The 25,571-nt window shown below is 67.4% G+C and carries 22 protein-coding genes and 1 tRNA gene; 8 read left to right on the top strand and 15 right to left on the bottom strand.

The features are described from left to right. The first annotated feature begins 132 nt into the window (after positions 1-132). A complete protein-coding gene (locus tag ABD808_RS00165; protein ID WP_344887543.1) occupies positions 133-1,134 on the top strand; it encodes a MerR family transcriptional regulator in 1,002 nt (333 codons plus the stop codon). After that, positions 1,131-3,488, top strand: a complete 2,358-nt coding sequence (locus ABD808_RS00160; protein WP_344887540.1) for a VIT domain-containing protein — start codon at positions 1,131-1,133, stop codon at positions 3,486-3,488. The genes ABD808_RS00165 and ABD808_RS00160 overlap by 4 nt, the downstream gene beginning before the upstream one ends. A gap of 1,668 nt (positions 3,489-5,156) precedes the next feature. On the opposite strand, the gene ABD808_RS00155 is transcribed toward ABD808_RS00160, so the two are convergent. Beyond that, the gene (locus ABD808_RS00155; RefSeq protein WP_425548864.1) at positions 5,157-6,620 is read right to left on the bottom strand and encodes an MFS transporter; all 1,464 of its coding nucleotides are present in this window, start codon (positions 6,618-6,620) and stop codon (positions 5,157-5,159) included. A 90-nt stretch (positions 6,621-6,710) separates the two neighbouring features. Between ABD808_RS00155 and ABD808_RS00150 the strand changes: the two genes are divergently transcribed. The 4 genes from ABD808_RS00150 (at position 6,711) to ABD808_RS00135 (ending at position 9,145) form a co-directional block, all read left to right on the top strand. Beyond that, entirely contained in the window at positions 6,711-7,103 is a 393-nt protein-coding gene (locus ABD808_RS00150; protein WP_344887534.1) for a MarR family winged helix-turn-helix transcriptional regulator, read from the top strand. A 121-nt stretch (positions 7,104-7,224) separates the two neighbouring features. After that, positions 7,225-7,773 (top strand): GNAT family N-acetyltransferase, encoded by a 549-nt coding sequence (locus ABD808_RS00145; protein WP_344887531.1) that lies wholly within the window; start codon positions 7,225-7,227, stop codon positions 7,771-7,773. 182 nt (positions 7,774-7,955) lie between these two features. Next, positions 7,956-8,444 carry a hypothetical protein gene (locus ABD808_RS00140; protein ID WP_344887528.1) on the top strand — a complete coding sequence of 163 codons (489 nt, stop codon included), beginning with the start codon at positions 7,956-7,958 and terminating at the stop codon, positions 8,442-8,444. A 152-nt stretch (positions 8,445-8,596) separates the two neighbouring features. Beyond that, complete coding sequence (locus ABD808_RS00135; RefSeq protein WP_344887524.1) at positions 8,597-9,145, top strand: GNAT family N-acetyltransferase; 549 nt, start codon at positions 8,597-8,599, stop codon at positions 9,143-9,145. 258 nt (positions 9,146-9,403) lie between these two features. Here ABD808_RS00135 and ABD808_RS00130 read toward each other — a convergent pair whose 3' ends face one another. Next, complete coding sequence (locus tag ABD808_RS00130) at positions 9,404-9,763, bottom strand: tetratricopeptide repeat protein (RefSeq protein WP_344887521.1); 360 nt, start codon at positions 9,761-9,763, stop codon at positions 9,404-9,406. Beyond that, entirely contained in the window at positions 9,756-10,688 is a 933-nt protein-coding gene (locus tag ABD808_RS00125; protein WP_344887519.1) for a tetratricopeptide repeat protein, read from the bottom strand. Before ABD808_RS00125 ends, ABD808_RS00130 begins: the two co-directional genes overlap by 8 nt. 3 nt (positions 10,689-10,691) lie before the next feature. Between ABD808_RS00125 and ABD808_RS00120 the strand changes: the two genes are divergently transcribed. Beyond that, complete coding sequence (locus ABD808_RS00120) at positions 10,692-10,817, top strand: hypothetical protein (RefSeq protein ID WP_344887516.1); 126 nt, start codon at positions 10,692-10,694, stop codon at positions 10,815-10,817. Between the two features lie 82 nt (positions 10,818-10,899). Here ABD808_RS00120 and ABD808_RS00115 read toward each other — a convergent pair. The 3 genes from ABD808_RS00115 to ABD808_RS00105 form a co-directional block, all read right to left on the bottom strand. Then, positions 10,900-10,972, bottom strand: a tRNA-Thr gene (locus ABD808_RS00115). Positions 10,973-11,036: 64 nt separating this feature from the next. Beyond that, complete coding sequence (locus tag ABD808_RS00110; protein WP_344887513.1) at positions 11,037-12,551, bottom strand: alpha/beta hydrolase; 1,515 nt, start codon at positions 12,549-12,551, stop codon at positions 11,037-11,039. Between the two features lie 68 nt (positions 12,552-12,619). Further along, on the bottom strand, positions 12,620-13,321 hold the full coding sequence (locus ABD808_RS00105) for a TetR/AcrR family transcriptional regulator (RefSeq protein ID WP_344887510.1): 702 nt from the start codon (positions 13,319-13,321) through the stop codon (positions 12,620-12,622). 103 nt (positions 13,322-13,424) lie between these two features. Between ABD808_RS00105 and ABD808_RS00100 the strand changes: the two genes are divergently transcribed. Beyond that, a complete protein-coding gene (locus ABD808_RS00100; RefSeq protein ID WP_344887507.1) occupies positions 13,425-14,915 on the top strand; it encodes a DHA2 family efflux MFS transporter permease subunit in 1,491 nt (496 codons plus the stop codon). Between the two features lie 327 nt (positions 14,916-15,242). Here ABD808_RS00100 and ABD808_RS00095 read toward each other — a convergent pair whose 3' ends face one another. From ABD808_RS00095 to ABD808_RS00055, 9 genes are all read right to left on the bottom strand, one after another. Further along, on the bottom strand, positions 15,243-16,037 hold the full coding sequence (locus ABD808_RS00095; protein WP_344887504.1) for a methyltransferase: 795 nt from the start codon (positions 16,035-16,037) through the stop codon (positions 15,243-15,245). 966 nt (positions 16,038-17,003) lie between these two features. Next, a complete protein-coding gene (locus ABD808_RS00090; RefSeq protein WP_344887501.1) occupies positions 17,004-17,843 on the bottom strand; it encodes a GNAT family N-acetyltransferase in 840 nt (279 codons plus the stop codon). 53 nt (positions 17,844-17,896) lie between these two features. Continuing rightward, complete coding sequence (locus ABD808_RS00085) at positions 17,897-18,979, bottom strand: S1 family peptidase (RefSeq protein ID WP_344887498.1); 1,083 nt, start codon at positions 18,977-18,979, stop codon at positions 17,897-17,899. Between the two features lie 249 nt (positions 18,980-19,228). Beyond that, positions 19,229-20,065, bottom strand: coding sequence for a PSP1 domain-containing protein (locus ABD808_RS00080; protein WP_344888300.1), 837 nt, complete (start codon positions 20,063-20,065; stop codon positions 19,229-19,231). Positions 20,066-20,130: 65 nt separating this feature from the next. Further along, entirely contained in the window at positions 20,131-21,153 is a 1,023-nt protein-coding gene (locus ABD808_RS00075) for a hypothetical protein (RefSeq protein WP_344887495.1), read from the bottom strand. Positions 21,154-21,371: 218 nt separating this feature from the next. Then, positions 21,372-22,220, bottom strand: coding sequence for a fructosamine kinase family protein (locus ABD808_RS00070; RefSeq protein WP_344887492.1), 849 nt, complete (start codon positions 22,218-22,220; stop codon positions 21,372-21,374). Between the two features lie 7 nt (positions 22,221-22,227). Continuing rightward, positions 22,228-22,710 carry a low molecular weight protein-tyrosine-phosphatase gene (locus ABD808_RS00065; protein ID WP_344887489.1) on the bottom strand — a complete coding sequence of 161 codons (483 nt, stop codon included), beginning with the start codon at positions 22,708-22,710 and terminating at the stop codon, positions 22,228-22,230. A gap of 7 nt (positions 22,711-22,717) precedes the next feature. Continuing rightward, positions 22,718-23,524 (bottom strand): permease-like cell division protein FtsX, encoded by an 807-nt coding sequence (locus tag ABD808_RS00060; protein ID WP_344887486.1) that lies wholly within the window; start codon positions 23,522-23,524, stop codon positions 22,718-22,720. 308 nt (positions 23,525-23,832) lie between these two features. After that, on the bottom strand, positions 23,833-25,443 hold the full coding sequence (locus tag ABD808_RS00055; RefSeq protein ID WP_344887483.1) for a S8 family peptidase: 1,611 nt from the start codon (positions 25,441-25,443) through the stop codon (positions 23,833-23,835). Between the last annotated feature and the right edge of the window lie 128 nt (positions 25,444-25,571).

Here is a 25,571-nt window from a genome sequence, read left to right as displayed (position 1 = left end):
CATTTGCCCGATACGCGAAGGCCAGCTTCTTTCTGCAATTGCAGTGACCCCGTCCGGCCGACGCGAAATCCTCGCGAAGTCGATCTTCAAATTCGGTTGACACTGTCATCATGACAGTGTCATCATCGAGCCATGGAGGAGACCTGGACGATCAGCGAGCTGGCGGAACGTGCCGCCGCGGCCGTCGCTGCGGACCGGGCCGCGCAGGTCAGCGGACGGGTACGCGACCTGCCCAACGAGCGGCTGATTCGCTGGTACGCCACGATCGGCCTCGTCGACCCGCCGCTCGGCCGCCGTGGCCGCACCGCCCTCTACGGCCCCCGCCACCTCCTGCAACTGGTCGCCGTGAAGCGCCGTCAGGCCGCCGGGCGCTCCATCGCCGAGATCCAGGTCGAGCTCGCCGCCGCCACCAACGAGGCCCTGGAACGGATCGCCACCCTCCCACCCCAGGCCGCTCCCCCCGTTCAACCGAACATCGACCAGGCACTCACCCCGAAATCAGCGGACCGGCCCACACCACACGCCACCATCTCCCCAGAAGCCGGCGGCCAAGCCACCCCCGATACCCAGACGACCCCGGAACTCGACAACGACTGGCCAACGACAACCCCTGCATCGGACGAACGCCCCGTCCTCGCCCCGGGCTCACAGAACTCCCCAACCGCTCCAACACGCCCTTCCTCCACCCCACCAGCCCCCGCGACATCGACCAACGAACCCTCGAACCCCGAAGCCCCACTGGCAGAAGTCACCGCAGCCTCATCGACCTCCACGTACGCAGGAGAGACATCATCACAAGGAGCCCCCACAGACGATCCAACGAAAGGCGCTGCCAGCCGAGGGGCCCGACCCACCCGAGAAGGCTTCTGGAACACGCGCCCTGACGTGTCGTACCACCACCAGGCGACGGTGTCCGGCGACTACGGCAAGCCGCTTCCTCTGATCGTCCAGGGGGTCCGGCTCGCACCCGGCCTCACCCTTCTCCTAGACGTCTCCACCATCAGCGGCGACGACCTCGCCGCCATCGAAGACGCCACACGGCCGCTGCTCGGAGAACTACGACGGCGCGGTCTTCTCAATCCCCCAGTCAGCCCCGCGCCCCAGCCCGCCGATCCTTCCCGGAGGCCCCAGTGACCGTGCGCATCCTGCCGTTGCCCGACACCGCGACCTCGGAACCCGACCGAGGCCTGGGCGCGCTCAGCACCGACAAGGGCAACCTGCCGCTCGACATCGTCGACGTGCACGCCACGATCACCGGGCTCGCCGCCGGCATCGAGGTCGTCCAGGGGTTCCGCAACCCCCACGAAATGCCGCTCGAAGCCACCTACATCTTCCCGCTGCCCGACCGCGGCGCTGTGACGGCCATGCGGATGGAGGCCGACGACCGCGTCATCGAGGGCACTTTGAAGGAGCGCGCCCAGGCCAGGCAGGACTACGACGCCGCGATCGCCGCAGGCCAACGCGCCGCCATCGCCGAGGAAGACCGCCCCGACGTCTTCACCATGCGCGTCGGCAACATCCTGCCGGGCGAGCGCGTGACGATCAGGCTGCACCTCGACCAGCCCCTCCCGCACGAGTCGGAATCAAGTGCCACCTTCCGTTTCCCACTGGTCGTGGCACCCCGCTACATCCCGGGCGCCCGCCTGGACGGTGAGCCCGCAGGGTCCGGTGTCGCCGACGACACCGACGCCGTGCCCGACGCCTCCCGAATCAGCCCACCGGTCCTGCTGCCCGGCTTCCCCAATCCGATACGACTGGCCATCACCGTCGACATCGATCCGGCCGGGCTCCCCTTGACCCAGATCCGTTCGGCGCTGCACGTGGTGACCGACACGAGCGACGAGGAAAGCACGACGGTGCGGCTACAGCCGGACGAACGCCTCGACCGCGACTTCATTCTCCGCCTCGACTACGCGGCGCGGCAGAGTGCGGCCCTCGCCCTCGTCCCCGACGAGACCGGCGACGAGGGGACGTTCAGCCTGACCGTTCTCCCTTCTGGACAGACCAGGCCCAGCCCACGCGACGTCGTGCTCGTCCTCGACCGGTCCGGCAGCATGCACGGCTGGAAGATGGTCGCCGCCCGCCGCGCCGCCGCCCGCATCATCGACACGCTTCACGCCGAGGACCGCTTCGCCGTCCTGTCCTTCGACACCGTCGTCGAACGTCCACGCGACCTCGGCGCCGAGCTCGTCGACGCCACCGACCGCAACCGTTTCCGCGCGGTCGAGCACCTGGCGACGCTGGACGCACGCGGCGGCACGCAGATGCTCACCCCACTCGACGAGGCCGGCAACCTCCTGGCCGACTCCACACGCGACCGGGTTCTGGTCCTCATCACCGACGGCCAGGTCGGAAACGAAGACCAGATCCTCGCCCACCTCGAGCCCCGGCTGACGGGCGTCCGCGTCCACACCGTCGGCATCGACCGGGCGGTCAACGCGGGCTTCCTGAACCGTCTCGCCACCATCGGCCAGGGGCGCTGCGAACTCGTCGAATCCGAAGATCGCCTGGACGAGGCGATGGAGGCGATTCACCACCGGATCACCGCGCCGCTCGCCACCAACCTGAAACTCCATCCGGAAAACCTGGAGATCATCCCCGAGACCGTGGCCCCCGCCCGCCTGGGCTCGCTGTTCCCCGGCATCCCCCTGGTGATCACCGGCCGCTTCCACGGTGCCCCCACCGGATCCCTCACCGTCCAAGGCACCGCCTCCGATCCCGCAACCCCACAAGACTCCGCCCAACCGACCTGGGGGCAGCGCACGGAAGGCATCATCACCAAAGACCCGGCCATCCGATCCATCTGGGCCCGCGCGCACGTCCGCGACCTCGAAGACCGCTACACGGTCGGCGGCCTCGACGACCTGGAACAGCGCATCGTCGACACATCCCTCCGATTCAGCGTTCTCTGCCGCTTCACCGCATTCGTGGCAGTGGACAGCCGCGTTGTCACCGGTGGCGACACGCCCCACCAGACCGTCCAACCGGTGGAAATGCCCCAAGGTTGGGCAGCCCCCAGAGTGATGAACGCCGCGTTCTCCGCCGCCCCAATGCCCCCCGCTCCGGCAAGCGCCCCACCACCCCCTTACGGCTTCGCGCGCCCCACCGCACGACGTTCACGCCAAGCCCTCACCAACCCGGCCGCGGAAACTGCAATTCACGTCCCCCACGCGCCCGCCATCGCCAAGTTCCAGGAGGAGCTGAAGAACGTACTCGACCGCCTTCACCAGGTCCCCGGCACGCACGACCAGCGTGTTCACCACCTGCTGAGCGAGCTCCTGCCTGTTCTGGAGTCGATCGTCCAACGAATGGAGGCGCAACACCTGGACACAACATCCCTTGCCGACCTCCGCGACCACCTACGCCGCCTACACCCGGGATCGGACCAGGCCACCGTCAACGACCTGTGGACCCGAACACTCCAAGTCCTCGGCGACCAAACTGAGGCCCCCAAACCACGCCGCCCCTTCTGGAAACGCAAGAACTAACCCCAACACCACCCGGGCAACACGTCGGCCTGCCCCCGTCCCGCAACCGAACACACCCGCGCAAAGCCTGACGATGCGCCTGTCCAAACAGCCCCACCCACCTACACGGACGAAATCGACTACACCCAAACACCCACGCGAACCTGACCGCAGGGACGCCCACCGCACAACCGTTTCACGCAATCCACGCTGATCAGCACGACACGAGGCCAGCCCCGGACCGGCGCCCCCGGTTCCACTCCACCCAAGTATCTGAGCCAACCTCAACCTTGGCGCTGGCCTTGCCGTCAACCGGCCCGACGAGCATGGCCACGCCGGTGCCGCTCTCCAGAACCCGCTGCCCCTCATCCAGATCAGGGAACCCGAAGCTGCTCTAGACAGTATTGAGAAGGAGGAGGCGACGCCGTCCGTTCTGGTCGTGGGCCCAGCACCCCCGCAACTCCATACGGCTATCCGCTCATCACGGTAGACCGCATCCGCCGACCCAATGGGCCCAGGATCTTGTCGATGGATCGCTAGACGCCTCGGCCTCAAGTCATGAACCAGGGAGCCCGAGTTGCTCTGCTCCATGGGTCGGCAGACGCCCGGCCCGAACGGGGACGTCCCGGGCAGGGCGCCGCGCCAACGCCCACTTCCACGCTGGACGAACGCGCCTGGGGAGCGGGGGGCTGCGACCTGCCGATCACCCGACAGATTGCCGGACGGACTCGGTCGAGCACGAGCCATAACGGAGCACCGCTCAGCGCTCATTGCCACACGTAGGCCGACGCGAGCCCCGAGTTCGGGGCGTCGGCCCCGCTGCTCCTGCGACGGGTCGCTGGGCGCCCAGACCGACGAGGACAAGCACAAGGACGAAGTTCTGTAGCCCACGCTTGCTCCCACACCTGGACGGGTCGTGTGCGAGAAGCCCAGGATTTCGGCCTGTTGATCTCTGCAACGAATTGCCGGACACCTAGATTCAGCGAGGACGAACATACGACGAACAGCCGCATCCCAGGGTCGCTTCCGTTCTTCGACGGACGCGGGCACAAGGCCGTCCGCACCGACCCCGCTGATCCGTACGGCGGGTTTGCCTGACACCCATGACCTGGCGCGGACGAATACTTGACGGGTCGGCGCACACAGCGCTTGCTTCCGTTCACGGCGGACGCTGGCGGGGAGGCCGTCCACACCCGACCCGCTGCTCTGTGCGACGGGCTGCCCGGACATGCCAGCCCCGGTGGACGAGCTCACGACGGAGTGCCACATCCCACGGTTGCTTCCGTTCTTCGGCGGAGGACGCGGGCCCGGAGCCGTCTACGCCGACCCGCTGATTCGTGCGGCGGGTTGTTCGACACCCCAGGTCCGGCGCGGATGAGTGCTTGGCGGGGTTGGCGCATGCGGCACTTGGTTCCGATCTTGGATGGACGGGGGCAGTGAGCGGTGGGCTTCGGACTCGTTGATCAGTGTGATGAGGCTGAGCGGCCGCCTCACTGGAGGCGGGTGGGGGGCTCAGTCGGTGGGGCAGATGTGGCGCGGTCTTCGTCCTGGGAGCTGGGGAGACGGGTGGGTGGTGCTCGGGCGGTGTGGGCTTGGGGGCCGAGGGGCTCGGTGGCTGGGTTGATTTGTTTGCCTGCGGAAAGGGGGCGGGGACGCACCCTCGTTAGAGAGTGCGTCCCCGCGTGTTGGTCAGACGTGCTTGGGGCGGTAGCGGCGCAGGAGTGGCACCAGGTTCAGAGCCAGGCCGACCACTGCGACGGCGCTGACCAGGTTGACGCCCGGGTGGAACTCGGCGAAGTCGCCGCCCGCGGAGCTCGTTCCTCCCGCGACCAGGGCGGTGACCACCGCCAGGACCAGGGCGGCACCGACCTGTCCCGACGTCTGGACGAGTCCGGAGGCCAGGCCCTGCTCGGAGTCCTCGATGCCGTCCGTCGCCTGGGCCATGATCGAGCTGAACCCGAACGCGAAGCCGCCGCCCAGCAGGAGCATCGTCGGCAGGATCGTCACCACGTAGTTCGGGGTGTTGCCCGCCGTGGCGAGGAACCATGCGTAGCCGAGGCTCAGGGACGTCATGGAGCTGATGATCAGACGGGGCGTCCCGTACCGGTCGATCAGGCGGCCGACGAACGGGGAGCCGAAGGCCACGATGAGTCCGGCCGGCAGCAAGGCCATCGCCATCTTGAGCGGCGACCAGTGCAGCACGTCCTGCAGGTAGAGGGTCATCATGAACTGGAAGCTCAGGTACGACCCGAACAGCGCGACGATGCTCAGGTTGGCGCGCACGATCGACCCGATCCGCAGGATGCCGAGCCGGATCAGCGGGTGTCGTACCTTGCTCTCGGTGACGAAGAAGGCGCCCAGCAGGGCCGCCGCCACCGCGACCGAACCCAGCGTGACCGGGGCGAGCCAGCCGCGATCAGGTGCGGAAACGACGGTGTACACGGCGAGCAGCATGCCGCTGGTGAGCGTCACGGCGCCGACGAGGTCATGTCCACCGCCCACAGCCGGCTTGTCCCGCGGGATCAGCACGTAGCCCACGATCAGTGCGATGATCGCGAGGGGCACGGGCGTCAGGAACGTCCAGCGCCATCCGAGGCCTGTCAGCAGACCGCCAAGGATCAAACCGGACGAGTAGCCGCTGGCACCGAAAACCGAGAACACCGAAAGCGCCCGGTTTCGTGCGGGGCCTTCATGGAACGTGGTGGTCAGGATGGACAGCGCGGTCGGCGCGGTGAACGCGGCGGCGAGCCCCTTGATGAAACGGGTGGCGATCAACAGGGATCCGTCGTTCACCAGGCCGCCGATCAGGGACGCGACCGCGAAGACGGCGAGGGCAGTGAGGAACACCTTCCGGCGGCCGAGCAGATCGGCGGTGCGTCCGCCCAACAGGAGGAGCCCGCCGTAGCCAAGGACGTAACCGTTCACGATCCACTGCAGCGACGTCGTCGAAAGACCCAGCTCGGTACCGATGGACGGCAGCGCGACCCCGACCATCGAGACGTCGAGTCCGTCCAGGAACAACACGCCGCACAGGACCGCGAGGACCCCCCACAGCCGGGGAGTCCAGGCCTGTTGGGCCGGCGCGCTCTCGGTGGCCGGCGCACGGACGGCAGAGGCAGGTGAGGTGTCAGTGATAGTCACGGCGTAGGACATTACATGCACATGCAATCAATGTCCACGCACTAGATTCGTCAGAATCTAATTCAGATGCATCAGATGCGCGTGCATGGTACGATGCGCCCCATGAACGCGGAGGTTGGTCTTGTCGACCGGTGGCGTGAGCTCGCGACCTGCTACAACACTGTCGCCTGCGCTCTCGACCGCGCCCTCCAGGACGCGCACGGCCTCAGCATGAGCGAGTACGAGACGCTCGACCGTCTCGTCGACGTCGACTGTGAGAAGCGCCGCATGCAGGACATCGCCGCGGCGATGTACCTGAGCCAGAGCGCACTCTCCCGCACCGTCGCCCGCCTGGAGAAACAGGGATACGTCCAGCGCGGCCTCTGCGAGGCCGACCGTCGCGGCGTCTTCGTCGAGATCACGGAGTCGGGCCGCCGATGTCACGCTGAAGCGCGCGAGACCCACTTGAAGATCCTCGCAGAGCATCTGACCCCCGTGCCCGAGCCCGTCGGGTAGGGATCATCCCAGGCGTGCCGCGTCGCGAGTGCGTTCGTGGGAAGCGTGATGCGACCTGTCCCATAGGCGGCAGGTCGTTCGCCCGCCGCCCAGGAGCATCCGTGACCACGGCGGAGGCGGGATGGGATATCGGGTGATGCTGCGCCGGTTGCGCGCGGCGGACGAGGACGAGTTCGTCCGGTTGGCCGAACAGAGCATGCGACTGCACGCGGACTGGGTCAGGACACCGGCCGACCCGGAGGCCTTCCGCGAATATCTGGCCGGTTTCGCCGATCCCGCGATTGGCGAAGCACTATTGATCAGGCGCGCCGACACGGGCGGCATCGCAGGTCACGCCACCCTCACCGGGATCGTCCGGGGCCCGTACGATCGAGCCGTTCTAGGATTTGCGGCCTTCACCCCAAGCAGGGGGCAGGGCTTCATGACGGAAGGAATCGGGCTGACCGTCCGGTACGCGCTCGGTCCGCTGGGTCTGCACCGGGTCGAGGCGGATGTCCAACCGGACAACGAACCGTCCCGCCGTCTGGTCCAGCGACTCGACTTCCGGCTGGAGGGGCTCTCTCCCGGATTCATCAACATCGGCGGACTCTGGCGCGACCACGAGCGCTGGGCGATAACCGCAGGAATGACCGGGGCACTTCCCCCATGCGAGGCCCACCTAATGCCATGAGCATCACCAACCGCATGGCGTAACCAGCAGCATCAACTCAGCAGGCGCACCCGCCGCAGTCGGACGGCCACCAGCAGCCAATCGACCTGCGGAACCAACTCGCCGTCTCCCCGAAGTCCAACGCTCGTCGAGCGGCGGCGTGGACGGGACCGATCCCGACCCCCGCAAGCCACGATGAGAACATGCGCGGTATCCAGAACAAACCGGTGGCGCTCGCCACCGTGATTGCCGTAGCAGTTCTCGCGGGCTGTTCATCGCAATCGGCGAAAGAAAAATGGGTTTCAAGCACCAACGAGAAGTGCAAATCCCTCACCAAGCGCTTCACCGATGACCTGGCCTGGGGCGACAGCATCGGCAAGGACGACCTGGACAGGATGAAGAAACGAATAAAGCAGATCAAGGACCTACAAAAGCACGCGCACAAAGACCCGCCTCCCGAAGTGAACCGACGTGACCTTGACGGCTGGCTGGCCAAACTCGGAGCCTACGCCAACTCGACGCAGGAAATGTGGCGCTACTTCTCGGCCGCACGATCATATATGAACCTCGACCTCGTCTTGGCAATGTCCACGGGCCTCGTCAAAACAGCAGCCGAGGAGACAAAGCCGCTCGCTCAGCGTCTCGGCCTACACAAGTGCATGCAAGTGGACCGCTGGGAAAAGCTAGAATAATCTCCCCTCGAAAATGAAGGCCACCGCACTTCCGGACACGTCTGGGCGTCCCAGCCCTAGCAACAGCACCCCCAGGTCACCCAAACCCTCCACACACCACGCACGTCAAAAAGGTGATGAGTTCCTACTGCCGTTCCGATTACGGTGCCACGGTGGACCTTCGCGAAGAACAACCCGGTGATCTCACAGCTGTGCAAGACGTCCATCTACAGGCCTTCGGCGAACAGGGCGACCATGTGGTGGCGCTACTGGAGGCACTGCGAGAGCGGTTCATCCCGCAGGAAGGCGTATCCCTGGTCGCGGCGGAGGAGGGCCGCATCGTCGGACACGTGCTGTTCTCGGCCGCATGGTTGGACGCGCCTCGTCGACTCGTATCCGTCCAGGTACTGAGCCCACTCGGCGTCGTGCCAGATCGTCAACATCGCGGAGTCGGAACCGCTCTCGTACGGCACGGCCTGGAAATCATGACGACCAGATCGGTGCCCATGGTGTTCCTGGAGGGAGACCCCGGCTACTACCCGCGTTTGGGCTTCTCTCCCGGAACTGCTCTCGGGTTCCGCAAACCCTCGCTGCGAATCCCGGACGCAGCCTTCCAAGCGATAACACTGCCAGCCTACGAACCGTGGATGACTGGAACGCTCGTCTACCCGGACACCTTCTGGCAACACGATGCCGTAGGTCTACGCAGTCCCAACGCCTGACGGTCTTACCCCAACTCGTCCGACAGCTACCGCCAAAATCACGCGCTCACCGAAGCCAGCACTCGAAGGCAGGGCACTAAACTTCCGGGCGCACGCGCACACGATTCGATGGACTCAGACAACCTCGTCAGACGTGCTCGCCCGCGATCGGGCGATCGCGGATCCTTGGCACTTCTCCCAGACCGTGACGTGGGCTGATAGATGAACACGCAAGCGCCGTACGCCCCTGGTTCAGTCCGGGACACCGAACAGGTCTCTTCAGCTGTCGGCGGACCGCTGTATTGACCGTGTTGTGGGGTGCTGTTTCCCAAGCGCGGCCAACGCGCACTGTTCTGCACGGGTGATCGCTGCGAGCGCTTCGGCGGCCCGCCCCAGATCGCGATACGTTGCGGCCAGGTTGCCCAGTCCGTTGGCGACGTCGGGGTGATCAGGACCCAACGCGGCCTCGGTAATGGCCAGCGCCCGCTGCTCCAAAGGCAACGCTTCGGCGGCCCGTCCCTGCGCACGGTGTATGGCGGCCAGATTGCCCAGCCGGATGGCGACATCCGGGTGATCAGGACCCAGGGCCTTCACTGTGATGCTCAACGCCCGCTCGCACAACGGCAGCGCCTCAGCCACCCGTCCGTGCGCGGTGCGTAGCGGCGAGATTGCCCAATCGGGTGGCGACGTCAGGGTGATTCGGGCCCAGCGCGGCCTCGGCGATGGCCAGCGCCCGTTGCTCCAACGGCAGCGCTCTGACTGGCCGCCCCAGTCCGCGATGCGTGACGGCCAGGTTGCCCAGCCCGGTGGCGACGTCAGGGTGATCGGGACCCAGCGCGGCCTCGGCGATGACCAACGCTCGTCGTTCCAACGGCAGAGTCTCAGTCCACCGTCCCAAAGCGCGGAGCGTCACAGCAAGGTTCCCCAGCCCGAGGGCAACGCTGGGATGGTCAGGCCCCAGCGCGGCCTCGGCGATAGCGACCGCCCGTTGCTCGAAGGGGAGGGCCTCGGCTGGCCGCCCCAGTGCACGATAGGTGGCGGCCACATGCGCCAGCCCGATGGCGACCTCGTGGTGGTCAGGACCCAGGGCGGCCTCGGTGATGGCCAACGCCCGCCGCTCCAACGGCAGGGCTTGGGCGGGCCGCCCGAGTGTGCGGTGCGTCCCGCCCAGGTACCTCAGCCGGATGGCGACGTCGAGGTGATCAGGTCCCAGCGCGGCCTCGGCGATGCTGGCTGCGGCGGTGAGCAGCGCGTTGGCGCGTTGATATTCACCCTGCGCGATCAGGAACAGCCCCGTCTCGTTGAGCACCTTGCTGAGCTGCTCTGATGGACGGGACGATGCAGTAGCCGTAATCGCTTCCACATGGACGACCAGAGATCGCCAGACAGGCCAACCGGTCACATCGGAGTCGGGCGCGTCGGGCATGCTCGCCTGGAGCCAGTCGAGGGCGAGGTCGCGGGCCGCACTGTGTGCGTGACCTTCGATGGTGTCCTGGGCTTGGGACAGGACAGCGGCTCGCGTAAGGCGGTGCATCGCCACCACCTCATCCGTCAGGTCGATCATGCTGTGGGACGCCAGGAGATCCTGGGGCACTCCGACATCCGGCTGACGCAGCGGTACACCCACGTCGCGTCGCCGATGGCTCAGGAGAGCATGGAGCGCATGGGGCGGGCCCTGTGGGGGTCGCCGTGATCATGGGAACTGCAACACGAATTGCAACCGGGACGACTAAGGGCACCCACCCGATTCGGGTGAATGCCCTGGTCACACTGGGAGCCGCCTATCGGAATCGAACCGATGACCTATTCATTACGAGTGAATCGCTCTGCCGACTGAGCTAAGGCGGCGCGCCGTGCGGGCACGGCGGGTTGCAGTCTACCGGGTCCGCGGGGGTGGGTGCGCACTGGATATTCAGCGGCACGTGGTGCCGTCCTTGGGCGGGTCGGTGGTGATCAGGTAGTCGTTGGTGGCCTCGGTGATGCAGTGGTTGCCCTGGAGGTAGGCGGTGTGGCCGTCGCCGTCGAAGGTGAGGAGGACGCCGCTGGAGAGCTGGTCCGCGAGGCCCTGGGCCCACTTGTACGGTGTGGCGGGGTCGCGGATGGTTCCGATGACGACGATCGGGGCGGCGCCCTTGGCGGTGATGGGTTTCGGCTGCTGTTTCGTCTGGACGGGCCAGTAGACGCACGGGAGGCCGCCCCAGACGACGAAGGGGCCGAAGCGGGGGGCGGCCTTCTGGGCTTTGATGGCGGCCTTGCCGTAGGTGGCGAGGTTTGTGGGGCTGGGCTTGTCGACGCAGTTGATGGCCATGTTCGCGTCGGTCTGGCTGCTGTAGGTGCCGTCGTGCTTGCGTTCGACCATCTCGTCCGCGAGGTTCAGCAGCATCGTGCCGTCGGAGTTCTGGGAGGCCTGGGTGAGGGCTTGGCGCAGGACGGGCCAGTACTCCTTGACGTAGAGCGCCCTGGCGATGCCCATGACGACGAGGGATTCGGTGACCTTCCGGGAGTCTTTGCTGCTCTTGAGCGGTGTCTTGTCCGTCTTGGCAAGGAGGGACGAGATGTTGACCAGTACGGCGTCAGCGGTGTCGCCGAAGCGGCAGGAGCCTGTTTTGACACAGTCCTCGGCGAAGGCACGGAGTCCGGTCTCGAAGCCCTTGGCCTGCTCGATCAGCAAGTCGGTCGAGGACATCGTGGGGTCGACGGCACCGTCCAGGACCAGGGCACGTACGTTCTCGGGGAACTCCTCCGCGTAGAAGGCTCCGAGGTAGGTGCCGTAGGACGCGCCGTAGTAGGTGAGCTTCCGGTCGCCCAAGGCAGCGCGTAGAACATCCATGTCCCGGGCGGCGTCGACCGTGCTCACGTGCGGAAGTTCAGCGGACATCTTGGTCTTGCAGTTCTGGGCGAACTGTTTGCTCTCAGCAGCGAGCGCGTTCGTCTCCCGCTGGTCGTCGGGGGATGTGTCAGTGGCGAAGAACCGGTCGAGCTGGGGGCCGGTGTTGCACCGGACGGGAGCACTGCTGGCGACACCACGGGGGTCGAAGCCGACGATGTCGAAGCGGCGCCGCAGGTCGTTCCCGAACGCACGGCCCGCCTGGCGGACGAACTCAACCCCAGAACCGCCGGGGCCGCCAGGGTTGGTGAGCAGCGAGCCGATCCGGTCGGACTTGTCCTGGGCGGGGAGCTTGATGGCAGAAATGCCGACCTTCGCGCCGTTGGGTTCCGCGTAGTCGAGCGGTACCTGGACGGTCGCGCATTTGAACCCGTCCCCGCAGTTTTTCCAAGACGGTTTCTGGTTGTAGAACGATTCGAGACCGGCCGGGACACGCGCGGACGACGCCGCCTCCGCGCCGCCACTGTCGTTGTCGTTGCATCCGGTAGCCGCCGCCAACACCAGCACCACGGCGACACCGATGAACTTCGCTCCCCGCACCTGGACCCCGTCTCCTCGTTACGGTACGCATGCCATCGCCTACGCTACGTCGACAAGACGGCCAAGTGCTACTTCTCTGCGTGATCGCGTTCGATGCCGTCGAGGAGCCACTTGAGCCCCTGCTCGAAGTGGGCGCGCCCGTAGAGCCCGCTCTCGAAGACGGGTTTGAGGTGCGGGAACTCACCACTGTCCAGAAGTGAGCGGACGTACTGCCGCTCCAGAAGGCTGGTGTGGGCGCGCTCCAAGCCGTTCTCACCGATTTCGCTGATGTGCTGCTCCCGCACCGTGTAACCCAGCATGTAGTGGTCGACGGTCGTGACGATGGCCAGCATGCTCTCCGGGTCGTCCGTGAGCAGTGCGGCCGCGGCCAGAGACTGCTCGGCATGGCGCAGGCCGTTCGGCCCTACGCGAGGTGACCGGTGGGCCAGTTCGAACGTCCAGGGATGTCTGAGGCCGGCCTCGCGTTCTTTGTGGGCGATCTGGAAGATGGCCTCACGCCAGTCGTCCGGCAGCTCACCCTTGATCAGGACCTCCTCGGCGATCTCGTCGTACATGAGGTCGAGGAGGTCCTCTTTCGCGTCGATATGGGTGTAGAGGCTCATCGCGCGCACGCCCAGCTCGCTCGCGATACGGCGGATCGACACCGCGTCCAGGCCCTCGGCGTCCGCGACCTTGATCGCCGCCTTGACGATCGCCTCGCGCGTCAACTTCGGACGGCGCCCGCCTTGAGAACGGGTCCACACGTCGCCTGACCTCGCCGAACCTGCCACGACACCGATCCTAACGCGATACGCCGTATCGATACGGTGTACGGATCGCTGGATACGATGTACGGTGTTGGCGATACGGCGTACGGAAACGGAAGGCGGCCGGATGACGACCACTCGAACCGCGCCCCCCGCCGGCGACAGGGGGATCGACCCGCACCTGCGCAACCTCGCGATCGTCGTGGTGCTCGGCGCCATAATGACGGTCCTTGACACCACGATCGTCAACGTCGCGATCACGGCCCTGGGCAGGGACTTCGACACCTCCCTGTCGACCATTCAGTGGGTGGTGACCGGCTACACCCTCGCCCTGTCCATGGCGATCCCGCTGACCGGATGGTCGGTGCAGCGGTTCGGCGCGCGGACGATGTGGCTCACCTCGCTCGGGCTGTTCATCAGCGGATCGTTGCTGTGCGGGCTCGCCTGGTCCGTCCCCTCCCTGATCGCGTTCCGCGTCCTGCAGGGCGCCGGCGGTGGGATGCTGATGCCGGTCGGGCAGATGATGCTCGCCCGGGAGGCGGGTCCAGGGCGTATGGGCCGCGTGATGAGCATCGTTTCGGTTCCGACGATGCTGGCACCGGTGCTCGGCCCGATTCTCGGCGGCGTCATCGTCGACAACATGAACTGGCGCTGGATGTTCTTCGTCAACGTCCCGTTCTGCGCGGTCGCGCTGCTCGCCGCCCTGCGGATGCTGCCGCACGACACCGAACGCAGCACGGACGCGCGCCTGGACGTCCGTGGCATGCTGCTGCTGTCCCCAGGGCTGGCGGGCCTGGTGTACGGGTTGTCGGAAGCCGGTAACGGAACGAGTCTCACCGGCGTGCGCTTCCTGGCCAGCGTCATCGGCGGGGGCATCCTTGTGGCCGCGTTCGTCGTACACGCGATACGTAAGGGGGACGGCGCACTCATCGATCTGCGTCGACTGCGTACCCGCGCGTTCACAACCGCCACCGGCGGACTCTTCTTCTACAGCGGCGCGATGTTCGGCGTGATGATCCTGATTCCGCTGTTCGCCGGATTGGTTCGTGGAGACTCCGCCCTGGACGCGGGCTGGTTGCTGGCGCCGATGGGCGTGGGCGCGATGATCACCATGTCGGTGTCGGGACGACTGGCCGACAGGTTCGGCGGACGCTGGTTCGCCGTCGGCGGCGTCCTCTGCGTCCTCGCGGGCACCCTGGTGCTCACCACCCTGACCCCCGACACTGGACGCGCCATGATCGCGGGCACGATGTTCGTTGTGGGGCTCGGCCACGGCATGATCGCACCCTGTCTACTGTCGATGGCCTACCAGGGCCTGCCACGCGAGGCCGTGCCGACGGCGACCACCGGCGCGCACATCCTGGTCCGCGTGGGCGGCTCGTTCGGCACCGCGGCGGTCGCGGTCATCCTGCAGATCGCCATTCGCGGCGAGATCCCCGGCGCGTCCGGCAACCTCGCAGAGGCCGCCGCACGGCGCACGCCCGACACGCCCGCCCTCCTGACGAACGCCTTCACCGAAACCCTCTGGTGGACGGCGGCGATCCTGCTCCTCGCCCTACTCCCGATCCTCGCGATCCCTCGCAAGCAGGAGGAGGCCACGTCCCTACGGACCAATTGAACCGCCCAGCCAGGGAGGGCAGCATGCGGTGCAGCTCTCGGGGTGGGCGCCCCACCCGGCCGCCATCTCGTCGGCGCTGCGCGGGCCACCGTCCAGCAGGTCAGGGAGAGAGACGAGCGTCACCCATGCATCACTGGAGCCTCACACCCGCCCACCGCCTAACCGACCCGAAACATCAAGAAGGCCCACGACCGCCACGAGCACTTATGGGCTCTGACACCCGTCCCTGAGCGACAGCTTCTTGGGATAGCCCGTCCGGCAGGTACGTTCAGCTGCCAGTGAAGCGCAGTGAACCGCGTCGTCCGGGGACCGCTCGCTGCGCAAAGGTCAATGCGAGATGTCACCACCGACAGACTTGCGGCCAAGAAGGTGAAAGACCCGACTGAGACTGCGATAGGGGTCCCGTTTGCTGGCCTCAAGTTCAACCTCGGCGATCGCGGCGATGTCTTCATCGGCGGTCGCGTCCAAGCTCATCCAGTCGGAAAACAACCACACCCCGTACCAGGCGATCACCGCGACATCGTGGGACTGAATCCGCTCGGCCAATTCGGCAACCGTGTCGGCGCGGGTCTCGACGCCGAGGACTCCACGCTCCTCACAGGAGTCGAATGCCGCCAGCGCGTCGCCCCAACGTCGTTCGAGCGCGGGCCGCACCGCCAGAGTGTCGGCATTGAGCGCCATGATCGACAAGATCCCGCCATCGCCGGTGCACGCGCAAAGGGAGGCGATGAGCGCGGCCGGATCGGTGAGGTACATCAGGACGCCGTGGCACAGAACCACATCGAACCGCTGCCCGTCCAGGACCGCGGGAGCGTCCTCTCCTCGTCCGTGGACGAGCCTTATGCGGTCACGAACATCGGGAGGCTCAGCCGCGCGCCGCTGCTCGGCCTTGGCAAGCATCGCGGCCGACGAGTCCAGGAGGGTGATGTCATAGCCGGAACGCGCGAGCGGAAACGACTGGTGACCGGCTCCACCGCCTACGTCGAGAACCCGTGCGGGCGCCTCCGGAAGATGATCCAGAAGGTGACTGTGCAGGACGAACGTCCGGACCCGACCCTTCACCGTCGCGTAAGCCCCGTCAACAAATTGCTCCGCCAGAGCGGCCCACGGGTCAGCGTCCACACACACCACACCCACAAGCCCGAAGGTGCCAAGCCATACGCCAAGCCTAGAGCTCCGGTGCCCGTACGCCCCATGGTCACCACAAACGACACCCCCCACAACGACCACCCATGAACAATGGCGAAACCCAGACCATGACCAGTCTCCAACCATGATCCGCTCCAGGGCCCAGGCCGTGAGGTGACCGACGGCGAGCGAAAGCCAGTCGTGTATTGGCTCGGTCGTGCGTAATCGCGGACGGCGCGTAGTGGCGGACGGTGGACGGACATGGGCTATGCGGCCACAACCCGCGTCCGCCCGCGACGCCCTCACTCATAACTGACCCCGACCACCCGGTACGCGACTGCCCAGGCCTTCTGCGGCGAGGCGGGCGCCGAGCCGGGGGGTGGCGGGGCCCCAGCGCGCGCTGGGCGCGGCCGGCCGCAGGGCTGAGCCACAGGGCTGAGCCTCTGGGCGGGACGGGTCGTGTTTGGACGCCGGCATGGAGTCGGTCAACTCGACGCCGGACAGCGTGGCGGGCTCGGAGCAAACCACCGGATCGCGAGGCGCCCCCGGGGGCCGACTCGGCGCCGGGCGGCGCGGCGGAATCGGGGGCGACCGCCTAGTCACGAACCACCTCCGGGCCGACTTGACGGCGAGCTCGGCGGCGACCGCCGAGTCACGAAGCTCCTCCGGACCGACTCGACGTCGGGCTCGGGGCACGGTCGGGTTGCGAGGCGCCCTCGGGGGCGACTTGGCGGCGGGTGGGGCGGTGGGATGGGAGGCAAACGCCGGGCGCGAAGTGCCTTCGGTGGGGACTCGGGGTGGGGTCGGGTGGTTGCTGGGGCGCGAGAGGTTAGTGGTGAGGTTGGGGGGCGAGTGTCGGTTGGTGGGATGTGATGCCGGTCGCGTTTTTGGGGTGTGCCGGTGAGTCTCGGGCGTGAGGGGCGCGGTGGGGTTCTGGTTGTTGGGTTTCGGGGAGTTGGGTCAGCCCAGGGCTTGGGCTATGGGGGTGTAGAGGCGAGTGGGGTCGCCGTTTATGGGCGCGCCGTACTCCATGACCGTGGTTGTGAACGCTGGGCGTAGGCCGCGCTTTTCCGCCAAGGCGATTAGTTCTGGGTGGCGGTTGTCGATGTCCAGGCGTGTTTGGTTGTTTGGTGGGAGAAGGTCAGTTATGAGGGTTAGTGCGGTTTCGGTGTTCTGGGAGATGACTGGGCCGACCATGGTCCAGTCTTCGTTTTGCCATGTGCCTCCGAAGCCCGTGATGTCGGGGCCGTCTCTGACTACATGTAGTGATTCGCAGAAGGAGGGCAGGCCCCTGATCACCTGCGCGCGGTCGGCACCGAAGACCTCGGTGTCGAGTTTTTGGATGGCGGGCATGTCGTTCGCCCGTGCCGGGACGGAGGCTCCTCGTCTGCGTGGCCCTGTGGCCACACCTGCGTATGCGGTGCAGAGGCCCACGGGTCGGAATCCCAGGCGCTCGTAGAGGGGGCGTCCATATTCGGTGGCGGTCAGGCAGAGGCTCGCCGTTCTCGTGTTGTCCATCGCGTGGCGCATCAAGCGGGCGCCCAGGCCGCGGCGCTCGTAGCGACGGGCTACGAGCACCATGCTGATGGCGGCGACGTCCTTACCGTAGGGCGTCGAAATCACCGTCCCGGCCAGTTCGCCGTCCGGCCCGTCGATGCCGTACACGTCGCCGACCGAGAACAGGAACCGCCATTTGTGGTCTTCGCGGCCCCAGTCCCGGTCTTCGGCGAGGCGCTGGCAGGCGGGGAGGTCGTCGATTCCGAGCAGCCGTACAGGTCCGTCCGGCACCGGTGAGTTCATGGTCGGACGCTAGGACCGCTCCCTTCCGCCGCACAACCGAATAAACGCGGTGGTCAGTACACCTCGACTCCGAAGGCGTCGAGTGAATCGTCGATCAGGGTGAAGTAGGACGATCCGGCGCCGCCACAGCCGTCGGGAGTACCGACGCCCATGCCGATGGCGGTCGTCCCGGCGAAGTACGGCACGCCCCAGTTCTCGGGCTCTCCGCACATGGACGCCTCTCCCACGTTGGTCACGGATCCCTGCGGGAAATTGATGGTCGCGTCGAGCCGTTTGACGGTGCCGCACCGCAACCCCTTGACGGGGCCCGCGCCGCATATTTCTTGGCCGACGACCGGGTTGCGAATGCCGGTGATGTCGTGCGACTCGTTCGCAACGCGGATGCTGCCGGGGCGCTCCGTGTGCGGGTCGACATAGCGGACGAGCGCGACGGTGTCGGCGACGGAGACGACGGTCCCGAGTTGGAGGGTGAGCATGGGGTCGGCGTAGATCTTCAGGCCCTGTTTGTCGGCGCAGGCACCCGCGGTGAGGAAGTAGTAGGTGTCCGACTTGCGCACATTGAAGCCCAGGGTGCAGCGGATGCCACCGGGCGCGAAGATCGGCTGGCCGCCCTCGGCCATCGGTGCGGGGATGGAGCGGGAGCGTCCGTTGTCCACCGGGTCGGGGATGATCCCGGGGCCGACGGGGTCGGATCCGGAACCGGGCTCGGGGTCCGGGTTGGACGGGGGTTCCGGGTTCGCACCGGGTGCGGGCTCGGAGACCGGGTCGGGCGTGGGTGCCACCGCCGGGGCCGAGGGAGCCGACGCCGAGGAGGGAGCGGACGGCGCGGCGGCACCGGGAGCGGCGGGGGCGCCAGCGCGTGCTGGAGCGGGTGCGTGGCCTGAGCCGCGGGCCTGGGCCGATCCCCGGGGTGTTGCGGAGTCGTGTTTCGGCGCGCGGGCATGGGCCCGGGCCGATTCGGGGTCGGACGGCACGTCGGGCTCGGGGGCGGCCACCGGGTCGGGAGGCGCGATGTCGGGAGCGGGGGCCGGGTTGGGACCGGCCAGGATCTCGGGGTTGGGAGCGGCCATGCGGGGAGCGACGGCGACGATGATCGCCGTACCACATGTGATCATGATCAGCGGGAGGGGTCTCACGGAGCCTCCTGGGGGTAGGCGGGTGAGGGGGTTTCCCAGGGAGACGACTCCCCGGAATAGTGAAGAACGGACGACAACCACCACAAGTGGTGAAACTGCCAAGGTTGGCGGTCACCCTCTGTCAAGTGCCAGCCGAAGGCCAGCGAGATCGGGGCGGCCGAGCGGGTGACCGGTCCGAGTTCCGTCCGGGCCTGCGGCCTGCGTCGTTACGGGTGACGGCTGAGCTGGTGACTCTTCGTCGAACGCCGCTTAGGTCTCGTCGTCTGGGGCGGGGTCGCTGTACATGGCTTCGTGTTGCTTCCGCGGGGAGCAGACCGAGGCGGAGGGGCAGGAACAGCGCCCGCCTCCAGCGAGACGGACGGTGACCTTGTCGGACGGGACGTTCCGTCCCACCACCTGGCCCGGCCCACTAGGGGTATCGACGCGCGAACCCAGTGCGGGCATCCGTTCGTGAGCTTTGACGTACAGCGGATGCTCGTATTTGAGGCAGCACATAAGGCGCCCACAAGCACCGGCTATCCGGAGTGGGTTGACGGGGAGATCCTGCTCTTTCGCCATCCGGACTGAGACGGGTTCGAAGTCCTTCAGGAAGGTCGCACAGCACAGGTCGCGACCGCAGGGGCCGATGCCGCCCTGGAGGCGCGCCTCGTCGCGGGGGCCGACCTGGCGGAGTTCGACGCGGGCCTTGATGCCGCGGGCCAGGTCGCGGACGAGGGCGCGGAAGTCGACGCGGTGCGGGGCCGTGAAGTAGATCTTGAAGACGTTGTCGTGGTCGAGATAGTCGACGCCGATGACCTTCATGGGGAGCTCGTGCTTGCGGATCAGGCGTTTGGCGATCGAGCGGCCCTCGGCACGGCGGCGGCGGTTGGTCTCGTCGCGGGCCAGGTGCTCGTCGGTGGCGGGACCGGCGCATTCGGGGAGGCCGTCGATGTCCTCGGACACCCACTGGGGCGCCCAGACGCACTCGGCGACCTCCGGGCCGGAGTCGGTGGGGACGAGCACCCTGTCGCCGACCCGGGGGCTGTGCGGGCCGGGATCGAGGTAGTAGAGGCGGCCGTAACGGGTGAAGCTGACGGCCATCACCATTCCCACGGCTTTGCTCCCGTTCGCCCGGTTCTGTGCGGTCCACTGTAGGCGTCGGGACCCGCGAGTTACCAGGTCGCGTCCGCGAGGTCCTCACCGGGAATGGCTCGGATGCCCGGCGCACCGGGGACGCCCTTCAGGTACAGGTCTCCGGCGTTCGCCAGGACGGCCTTGCCTGCTGGAGCGGTGTCCAGAGCGGTGAGTTTGTTCTTCACCTTCTGGCGCCACAGGACCGTGGTGGGTTTTCCGGCCACGGTGTACACCTGCACGGACATCTGGGAGTTCTTCACGATCCCCGCGACGACGGCTTTCCCGTCCCGGGTGAGGATCGCGGTCGTGCACCCTTCGGGCAGGTTCAGGACGGCCTTGCTCAGTTTCAGGTCGCCTGCCGCGCCACCGGTGTTGAGGGTTCGCAGTTGGTGTTTGACTTCGGTGAACCGTCCGCCGGTGGTACGAACAGGGCTCCACACGAACGAGAGCGTGCCTCCGGACCAGGAAAGGCTGCCGACACGTGCGGCCATCTTCGTCGTCCACACCTTGTGGGCGCCGGTACTGGTGGAAACGACGTCCACGCGGCCACGCGCATGCTCGTACGTGACGTAGGCGATACGCGCACCATCGGAACTGACCGCCAAGTCCGACCAGGCGGTGGAAACACCGGGGACGGTGGCTTTCGGAACGTCCTTGAGGTCTTTCGGACGTCCGTCCTTGCCGAGCGTAAGCCGCTGGAACGTTACCGTGTGGGCGGCATAGGCGGCGACGATGTACGAACCGTCCTTCAACGCCTCGACACGGTGGAACTGGTGGCCCTGCGGTGCGGCGACGGGTAGGCCGACGTCGTTTCCGGTGCGGATGTCCCGGACGATGAGCGCGGAACCGGACGCGGCGACGCCGACGACGAACCGCGGCCCCGTCTCGCGCGACTCGGAGGCGGGCTTGGCGTCGTGCTGTTTCTTCTCCCCGCGTTGGTGGCGGTGGACGGCGTCCATGCCGCCGCCGACGAACAGCGCCGCCGCCGCGGCGACGGCGATGGGAATGAGGCCCCTCCAGAGTGGGTTCTCTCGCCTGCCGTCCATCGGGTCGCCCCGCACCTGCCTTTCCGCTGCTCTCCCCCAGTCCGGACGCGGCCCGGCGTCCCTGTCGCCCGTCGTTTCTATCTCATCTGCACCGCGACAAAAACCCATCAACGCGGAGTTACCGCATCGAAACTCCATCGCACCCGCGCGTGTCACTCGCCCTGCGCGTCACACGCCCGCCGCCTCGCATGCCCTGCGCGTCCGCTCGCCCTGCGTGTCGCCCGCCGCGCGTGTCAGCCGGAGCCGAGCGTCGAGCGGGCCGCGTCCACCAGGGACGCACGATATGACCCCCCGAAGAGTGCGACGTGCACGAGGAGGGGGTGCAGCTGGTGCAGCGGGATCCGGTCGCGCCACCCGTCGGCGAGCGGCGCGGCCTCGTCGTAGGCGGCAAGGACGCGGTCAAGGTGCGGCGTCCCGAACAGCGCCAGCATCGCCAGGTCGGTCTCGCGGTGGCCGCCGTGCGCCGCCGGGTCGATCAGCAGTGCCCGGTCGCCGGTCCACAGGACGTTCCCCGACCACAGGTCGCCGTGGATGCGGCTCGGAGGCTCCGGCGGCCCGGCGAGCGCCTGGACGTCCGCCATCACGCGCTCGACCAGCCGGACGTCGGCGGACGACAGGTGCCGCGCGCCAAGGCGCAGAAACGGTTCGAGGCGCCGTTCGGCGTACCAACGGGGCCAGTCATCGTCGCCGGACGTGTTGTCCAAAGGGAGGTCGGCTATATAGCCCTCCCAGGGCGCGCCGTACGTAGCGGGACGAGCTGACGTATGCAGCACGGCCAGTTCGCGTCCGAGGCGTTCAGCCGTGGACGGCGCCGGGGACGCGGACCGCAGCCATGGCAGCACGAGCAGACGGTCGTCGGCCGCGATCACCTCGGGGACGGGCGTCCCGGGGCCCGCCTCGGCCAGCCAGCGCAGCCCGGCCGCCTCCGCCGCGAACACGCCCGCCTGGTCGGACGCGGCCTTCACGAACACCTCGCGGCCGTCGGCCAGGGACGCCCGGTGCAGCGTCCACGCGTGGCTGGAGCCGAGGTCGGCCAAGGCGTCCACCCCGGTCCCGAGGAGGCGTTCGAGTCGGCCGCGCACGGGCCGCTCAGCGCTCCTTGAGCGCCGAGCGGATCTCGTCCAGAAGGCCCGGCATGGCCGCCTCCACCTGTTTCAGGACGAGGTCGAAACCGTCGCTTCCCCCGTAGTAGGGGTCGGGGACATCGAGGTCCGGCGGCACCGCGTCCGGGTCGAACTCGCGCAACAGTCGGATCTTGGCGCGGGACGCCTCGTCCGGCGCCATCGACCGCAGCGCCCGCCGGTGCCCCTCGTCCAGCGCGACGATCAGGTCGTACCGGTCGAACCAGGACGGTTCCCACTGCCGGGCGATGTGCGCGGACCGGTAGCCCGCCCGCCGCAGCGCCGCGACCGTCCGCTCGTCGGCTTCGTCACCGACATGCCAGCCGCCGGTTCCCGAACTGTCCACCTCCACTTCGAGGCCCTCGTCCTCAACGTGCTGGCGCAGGACCCATTCGGCCATCGGGGAGCGGCAGATGTTTCCCGTGCAGACGAACGTGACGCGATACGGCATCCCTCCATCATGCCCGAGGCGGACGCGGGTCGATCGTGACGGTGTCGACGCCGGGGAGCGTCTCCATCACGAGCGTCACCGCCCTCGCGCCCTGAAGGTCCGCGACCTGGGCGCGGAACGAATCAGGCACGTCGGTCGCGCGGGTGCTCGCCAAGAAGTCCTTGTGGCCGGTGAACTGCTTCTTGATTCGCTTGTACGCCTCCAGCTGCGATTCGTACTCGACACTCCGCACCTGCGGCATCTGTTCCAGCCGCCGCTTGATGTCCTGTTTCTGCTGATCGGTCGCGTTCTGCTTCGCGCACCTGCGTTTGCTGGACGTGACGACGCAAAGGAACACCGACACCTGGCGCCCGTTGGACGCCGCCGCGTTCGGCCCCGCGTGGTCGCCGGTCGTCCGGTCGAAGGCGACATAGCCGCCCGCGGCCGCGCCGCCGACCATCACGACGGACGCGGCGATCACGGCGGCCATCGCCAGGGGATGTGGGGACGTCCTGCGCGGCGTGTCCGGGAACGGCGGCGGGAGGACGTCCCCGGGCTCGACGGTCTCCCCGACGCTCTTCAGCGCGTCCGTCAGGCGCTCTTCGTTCTCGCTCACAGCTTTTCCGTTCAGAACAGCCGAACGCACGTAGGTGAGCGCCTTGTCACGCTCCCGCAGGCGCGGCCACCGCTTGTAGAGGCCCGCGAACGCCTCTTGGACGACGTCCTCGGCCGTCCCCCGGTCACCGACCAGCATCAGGGCGAGGCGCGTCAGCCCCAGTGCATGGCCCCGGTACAACTCGGTGACCGCTGATGTCGCGTCATCGGACGCCGTCATGGCTGTGTCACCCATGGCCGTGTCACCGTGAGCCGTCGCCGATGCGTCTGGAGGGCGTTCGGCCACCGTCGTTTTGACCTCATTCATGCGAGGGGCCTCCGGCAAGGGTTCGCCCACAAGGGGTGTTCGCGCGTTGGCCCAGTCGCTGGCGGTTGAGAAGTTGACCTTCCATGCACCAGAGACGCCGTCGACTGTCTCAGGTTGCTTCCGTCGCAGAATTTCAGAAGCAATGCAGGTACCGCAGCACGAAACAGCTCTCGGACCGACCGTAAGAGGTCGATCCGAGAGCCGAATTCTGGGTTGGGAGGTTAGTGGCGGACGGCGTTCAGCGCGTCCACGATGCCGTTGCCGAAGAACCCGTTCTGTCCTTCCGAACCCTCACAGGTCTGCGTCGAGGTGTTCTTCACCCACTTGCCGTCCTGCTGCGTGTACCAGACGTACTCGACGGTCCGTGGGCTCGGGCACGCCTTCTCCGTCGCGGTACCGCGCAGCCTCCATTCCACTGCGCGCGGGTCAAGCGTGAGGCCACCGTGGTCGCGGTCCCGGTGCCCGTACTTGCTGATGATGAGCGCCGCGACGCCGACCGCGTGTGGCGACGCCATCGACGTGCCCTGGAGCGACTGGTAGTAGGCGCACTCGTCGCCCTTGCAGCTGCGGATGATGTTCGGCACCTTCGGCGTGCCGTCGGCGTTCAGTTCGCCGCGAGCCTTCGCGAGGCGCTCGGGGTAGGCGGCCCAGACCCCGGCCTTGTCATCCGGACGCTGATCGGCCGTGTCGACCTTGTCGCCGCCGGGCGCGGCCACCGCGACGTACCCGTCGCCGAAGCTGCTGTAGTACGACTTGCGGGTGCTCTGGCCCGTCGCCGCGATCGGGATGACGTGGTCGCCCTCGGCGGGCATCGCCTTGCAGTCCGCCGGGATCGTCCGCTCGTGCGGCTTCTCCCCCGGAACGGACACGAAGTTGGGGCTGGCGGCGTCCGTGGTCGGCTTCGTGTAGTCGACGCGCTCGTTACCCGCCGAGTTGATCAGCGTGACGTCGTGCTCGTGCGCGAAGTCCAGGGCGCGCTGCACGGCCTTGACGATCGTGCGCTGCTCCAGCTGGTCCTCGGGGCGGTCGGCCGGGTTGTCACCGCAGTTGAAGAGCCACGGGTCCACGTAGAAGGACATGTTCACGACGTCGATGCCGTTCCGGCCGGCGTAGGTCAGGCCGTCTACGACAGGGCCCACGAAGAAGTAGCCGGAGTCCAGTGCGACGCGCAGATTCACGATTGAGACGTTCGGCGCCACCCCGGCGATGCCGAGACCGTTGCGCGGTGACGCGATCGTGGACGCGACGTGTGTGCCGTGGTCGTTGTCGTCCCAGTCGTTGGGGTCGACGCACGACGCGAACTCGCAGGGGCCGTCGACCTCTGCGCCATTGGCGTCGGTGGGGATGTCGTGGGTGAAGTTCCTACTGAGTTTGCGGTTGAAGTTCGGCTTGATGTCGGGATGGTCGCCGTCCACCCCGGTGTCGAGGATGCCGACCAATACGCGCTTGTCGCCCGGTTCCTTCTTGTAGGAGCCGTCCTCTGTCGCGTGGATCTGTTTCATGTCCCATTGCAGGTCGGCCAGCGGTTCGGCGTCCTTGGACGGTTTGCCATTGAGGGACGCCGTGTTCTTCGCACCGACGACCCGTTCGACATCCGGGGCCTTCCGTTTGGGCGTCTTCGGCGCCTCGCCGATGACCCGGTTGTGCGCGACGCCGTCGAGGGCCCGTTCGTCCATCGCGTCGTGGACGAACTCGGGGTTGCTCGAACGGACGGTCGCGAGGCCCACATCGCGGTTCTCGTGGACGATCCTGCCCCCGGCGTCCCGCACCGCACGATGGGCCTGACCAGGGGAAGCGCCCTCCTTGTAGAGGACGACGTACTCCGAGTCCACGCCTTTCGCGGGAGCGGGACCCGGAGCCGCTGACGCTGGGAACGCGAGGGCCGTCACGGTGGTGACGGCGCACGCGGCGGAAACCAAGGTTCGCCGCAAAGCAACCTCCTGGCCGTGGGAGCGGGCCC

Source organism: Actinomadura meridiana (assembly GCF_039537545.1).
GTDB classification, from domain to species: Bacteria; Actinomycetota; Actinomycetes; order Streptosporangiales; family Streptosporangiaceae; genus Spirillospora; species Spirillospora meridiana.
This window is presented reverse-complemented; position numbering and strand designations above follow the sequence as displayed.

What these genes read in the sequence shown, in the direction of transcription:
- ABD808_RS00165 (WP_344887543.1), top strand. Translation starts at nt 133, where the DNA reads ATGGAGGAGACCTGGACGATCAGCGAGCTGGCGGAACGTGCCGCCGCG.
- ABD808_RS00155 (WP_425548864.1), bottom strand. Translation starts at nt 6,620, where the DNA reads ATGTCCTACGCCGTGACTATCACTGACACCTCACCTGCCTCTGCCGTC.
- ABD808_RS00150 (WP_344887534.1), top strand. Translation starts at nt 6,711, where the DNA reads ATGAACGCGGAGGTTGGTCTTGTCGACCGGTGGCGTGAGCTCGCGACC.
- ABD808_RS00145 (WP_344887531.1), top strand. Translation starts at nt 7,225, where the DNA reads ATGGGATATCGGGTGATGCTGCGCCGGTTGCGCGCGGCGGACGAGGAC.
- ABD808_RS00140 (WP_344887528.1), top strand. Translation starts at nt 7,956, where the DNA reads ATGCGCGGTATCCAGAACAAACCGGTGGCGCTCGCCACCGTGATTGCC.
- ABD808_RS00125 (WP_344887519.1), bottom strand. Translation starts at nt 10,688, where the DNA reads ATGATCGACCTGACGGATGAGGTGGTGGCGATGCACCGCCTTACGCGA.
- ABD808_RS00100 (WP_344887507.1), top strand. Translation starts at nt 13,425, where the DNA reads ATGACGACCACTCGAACCGCGCCCCCCGCCGGCGACAGGGGGATCGAC.
- ABD808_RS00090 (WP_344887501.1), bottom strand. Translation starts at nt 17,843, where the DNA reads ATGAACTCACCGGTGCCGGACGGACCTGTACGGCTGCTCGGAATCGAC.
- ABD808_RS00080 (WP_344888300.1), bottom strand. Translation starts at nt 20,065, where the DNA reads ATGGTGATGGCCGTCAGCTTCACCCGTTACGGCCGCCTCTACTACCTC.
- ABD808_RS00065 (WP_344887489.1), bottom strand. Translation starts at nt 22,710, where the DNA reads ATGCCGTATCGCGTCACGTTCGTCTGCACGGGAAACATCTGCCGCTCC.
- ABD808_RS00060 (WP_344887486.1), bottom strand. Translation starts at nt 23,524, where the DNA reads ATGACGGCGTCCGATGACGCGACATCAGCGGTCACCGAGTTGTACCGG.